The sequence below is a fragment of the Daejeonella sp. genome, from assembly GCF_044342615.1.
Classification (GTDB): Bacteria; Bacteroidota; Bacteroidia; order Sphingobacteriales; family Sphingobacteriaceae; genus Daejeonella.
The window spans coordinates 1-3,854 of record NZ_JBIIPN010000191.1 but is presented as its reverse complement, the minus strand read 5'-3'; the positions used below and the strand labels follow the sequence as shown (position 1 = coordinate 3,854).

General features: G+C 37.5%; 5 protein-coding genes. 1 reads left to right on the top strand and 4 read right to left on the bottom strand.

Annotated features, from left to right (window positions below):
- The 4 genes from ACIQ0D_RS12060 to ACIQ0D_RS12045 all read right to left on the bottom strand — a co-directional run.
- Positions 1-826: efflux RND transporter permease subunit (locus ACIQ0D_RS12060; protein ID WP_395805960.1), on the bottom strand; the 826-nt coding region annotated here is incomplete at its 3' end.
- Positions 816-2,120, bottom strand: a complete 1,305-nt coding sequence (locus ACIQ0D_RS12055) for an efflux RND transporter permease subunit (RefSeq protein WP_395805958.1) — start codon at positions 2,118-2,120, stop codon at positions 816-818. The genes ACIQ0D_RS12055 and ACIQ0D_RS12060, both read right to left, overlap by 11 nt.
- Positions 2,121-2,125: 5 nt before the next feature.
- Positions 2,126-2,392, bottom strand: coding sequence for a heavy metal-binding domain-containing protein (locus tag ACIQ0D_RS12050; RefSeq protein ID WP_395805956.1), 267 nt, complete (start codon positions 2,390-2,392; stop codon positions 2,126-2,128).
- Between the two features lie 145 nt (positions 2,393-2,537).
- A complete protein-coding gene (locus tag ACIQ0D_RS12045; RefSeq protein WP_395805954.1) occupies positions 2,538-2,933 on the bottom strand; it encodes an HYC_CC_PP family protein in 396 nt (131 codons plus the stop codon).
- Between the two features lie 134 nt (positions 2,934-3,067).
- Between ACIQ0D_RS12045 and ACIQ0D_RS12040 the strand changes: the two genes are divergently transcribed.
- On the top strand, positions 3,068-3,854 hold a 787-nt coding region (locus ACIQ0D_RS12040), incomplete at its 3' end, for a sulfatase-like hydrolase/transferase (protein ID WP_395805952.1).

The window sequence follows — 3,854 nt, the reverse complement described above, 5'->3', positions numbered from 1 at the left end:
CATAGACCTTTAAACCAACATCCGTTCTAATTCCCGTAGAAAGCATATTAATACGATTAATGATCGGTTGTGTCCATCCATTGACCACCCCTGGAATTTGAAGTTTAGCATCCAACTCATTGATAATATCTTTTTTAGTGATGCCAGGACGCCATTCACTCTTAGGCTTTAAAGCAATGATCGTTTCAATCATACTAATTGGCGAATTGTCTGTCGCTGTACTTGCCCTACCCGCCTTACCAAGTACATGATCTACCTCTGGGACAGATTTTATAAGCTTATCTTGTACCTGTAGAATTCGCTTAATTTCCCCATTAGAAACATCCGGTAAAGTAACAGGCATAAAAAGTACTGACTGCTCATCCAATGGAGGCATAAATTCTCTACCTAGGCTCATCAGCATGGGTACACTTACTATTAAGGCCAGAATATTAATTCCTAAAGTAGTTTTCCTATTGCCAATACATGCACGAATTATAGGCAGGTAAACACGCTCCATACCTCTATTAATCGGGTTTTCATGCTCCTGACGGAAACGCCCCTTCATGAAAAATGAAATTATGACTGGCGCCAAAGTAAGAACCAAAATAGCATCAATTACCAAAATAAATGTCTTGGTATAAGCTAAAGGGTGAAATAGTTTCCCTTCCTGGCCAGTTAATAAAAAAACAGGTAAAAATGAAGCTATAATGATGATGGTGGAGTAAAATACCCCTCTTGAGACCTGTTTGCAAGCTTTTTCTATAATGCTCAGCCTCTCTTCAGTAGAAAGCTTAACATAATCATCTTCCTTAGCGGATGAAGAACTTTTTTTATTAAACCACATGTGAGTTCCCTCCTTTTCTTTGCTCATTAAGTTCGGCCTGCCTTGAAGCCAGGTTTTTATATGAATTTTCAGCCATAATAATTCCATTATCCACAATTACACCAATTGCAAGCGCAATACCCGTTAATGACATGATATTCGATGAAATATCGAAAGCATTAAGCACAATAAAACTTGCTGCTATGGTAATGGGAATTTGAATAATAATACTGATTGCACTTCGCCAGTGTAGAAGGAAAATCAGCACAATTAGTGAAACAACAATCATTTCCTCAATCAAGGTTGTTTTTATGGATGAAATAGACTCTTCAATCAACTCTCCACGATCATAAACAATGGTAAATTTCATCCCCTCAGGAAGACCCTTACTAACCTCAGCCATTTTCGTTTTAACTCGCTTGATTACTTCATTGGCATTCTCACCATAGCGTAAAACCACAATGCCACCAACCGCTTCACCCTCACCATTATAGTCGAAAATGCCCAAGCGACTTTCGCCTGCCATTTGAACAGTTCCAATATCACGTACCTTTACTGGAATCGAATTTTTTGTTCGAATTGTAAGATTGCCAATCTCCTCAATCGATTTTAAATAACCAGTAGTTTTAATAATGTAGGCAATACCACTCATCTCAAATTTTCGACCTCCAGCCTCGTTATTATTGCTTTTTACAGCCCGCATCACATCCTGAATAGTCAATTTATAATAACTTAACTTATCTGGATCAATGCTAATTTGATACTGCTTTTGAAAGCCACCAAAAGAAGCGATTTCACTTACCCCAGGCACATTTTGAAGGGCAAATTTAATGTACCAGTCCTGCACAGCACGCTGCTCACCCAAATCCATGCCAGGAGCATCTAGCGTGTACCAAAGCACATGGCCTACTCCGGTGCCATCGGGGCCAATCGTCGGACTCACACCCTCAGGAAGGCTATTTCCTAACGTATTGAGTCGCTCAAGCACTCTAGCACGAGCCCAATACACATCTACATTATCTTCAAAAATGATGTAAAAGAAGCTCATCCCAAACATGGAATTTGCACGAACATATTTAACTTTAGGTAAACCCTGAAGATTCGTAACCAAGGGATAGGTAATTTGATCTTCAATAATTTGAGGACTCCTACCCATCCATTCAGTAAATACAATAACCTGATTTTCAGACAAATCCGGAATTGCATCAATCTTACTTGATTTCACAGAGAAAATGCCCCACGTGAAAATTGCCGCTGCAAAAAGCAGTACAATGAAGCGGTTACGCAGTGAAAATGAAATAATTTTCTCAACCATCGTGCTTAGTGTTGGTGTTCTTCTTGGTGTGCTTGACCTGTAGAATCACTTATTGAAGTTTCATCTGATTTTACGACAAGATCCATTTTACAATCTGGACAGCTTCCAGGTTTATCACTTAGGACTTCCGGATGCATCGGACAAGTATAAATTGCATCTGATTTGGTATGCGTTACCGTGTCTTCACTCGCCTGAATAGGCTTTTCTGAGCTTGTGCATGATGCGAAAAATAAAACGAGTAAAATACAGCCAGTATTGAATAAATTTTTCATGTTTAAAATTTATGATTAAAAAATAGATAAAATTTATATAAACATCTGATTATAAATCAATTAGCATAAAAAATGCTATGGTTGATGTTTATTAAATTTTAAAAAAAGAAAAATTTAGGACAGTGAAATGTCCAGAGAAAAAGAATCAAATACGGAAATTACAATTCCGAATAAATGTGGGGGTTTTGCCCCATTTGGGGACAGAAAAAAGTGTTAAATCTTGCTGATTAGCTTTGGGAATCGCTAAAATTGAAAAATCAATATAAGATTGTGGAACTAAGATGAAAGCCTGAATTTGAAAAACACTCAAAGGAGCTTTACAGCCTTCCTTTAGTTTTAGTTCCTGTTTTTGACTTTTACAACATAGTTCAGAGTTTCCTTGCTTCATGCCACAACTCGTGCATTTGCCATCTTCATCTAAACTATTATCGGAAAACCCCCATTCCACTAGCTCTCCCACGCAATGATGAAAATGCACGGTTGCCCCGGATGAAACACCCAGGTAAAAAATAGCTAATATGGTGATTACAAGCTTTTTCATCAATTAATACAAAGATTGGGATAAAAAATTGGAATTAACCATATTATTTTTTGAAAAATGAAGAAAGTAAAAGCCAATTCTTTTTATTTATCCTATTAAAATTTTATCTTGAGCCTAATAAATATCATCATCTCATGATCAAAAAAATAAAAATTCTAGTAATCGGATTGCTTTTACTGACTCTTCATCAATCCAACACTCCTATAAAAAACACCGCATCTGAAAGTCCGAATATCATTTTAATCTTCATGGATGATATGGGCTATGGCGATTTATCATCTTATGGTGCCCTCGATATCAATACCCCAAATATCGACCGCTTAGCTTCTGAGGGTATTCGTTTTACTAATTTTTTATCTGCTCAGGCTGTGTGTAGCGCTTCGCGTGCGGCAATTTTAACTGGATGTTATTCTAACAGAATCGGAATAACAGGGGCTTTATTCCCAGCCTCTCCAATAGGTTTGGCAAAAGATGAAACAACTATTGCAGAGCTCTTAAAACAGAAAAATTATGCCACCGGAATATTCGGAAAATGGCATTTGGGAGACGCTAAAGAGTTTTTACCACTCAATCATGGTTTTGATGAATATTTAGGTATCCCATATTCAAACGATATGTGGCCTGTAAATTATGATGGTGCACCAGCCTTAGCTGGGACAAACAAACATCGTTTCCCACCTCTTCCATTGATCCGAAACAATGCCCCAATCGACACCATTCGCACTTTAGAAGATCAAGCGCTACTAACCAGCAAATTTACCGACGAAGCAATAAATTTTATTCGCCGCAACAAACAGAAACCATTCTTCGCCTATATTCCACACCCAATGCCACATGTTCCAATTAATGCATCAGCAGCATTTAGAGGTAAAAGCAAGCAAGGTTTATATGGCGATATGATTCAAGAAATTGATTATAATG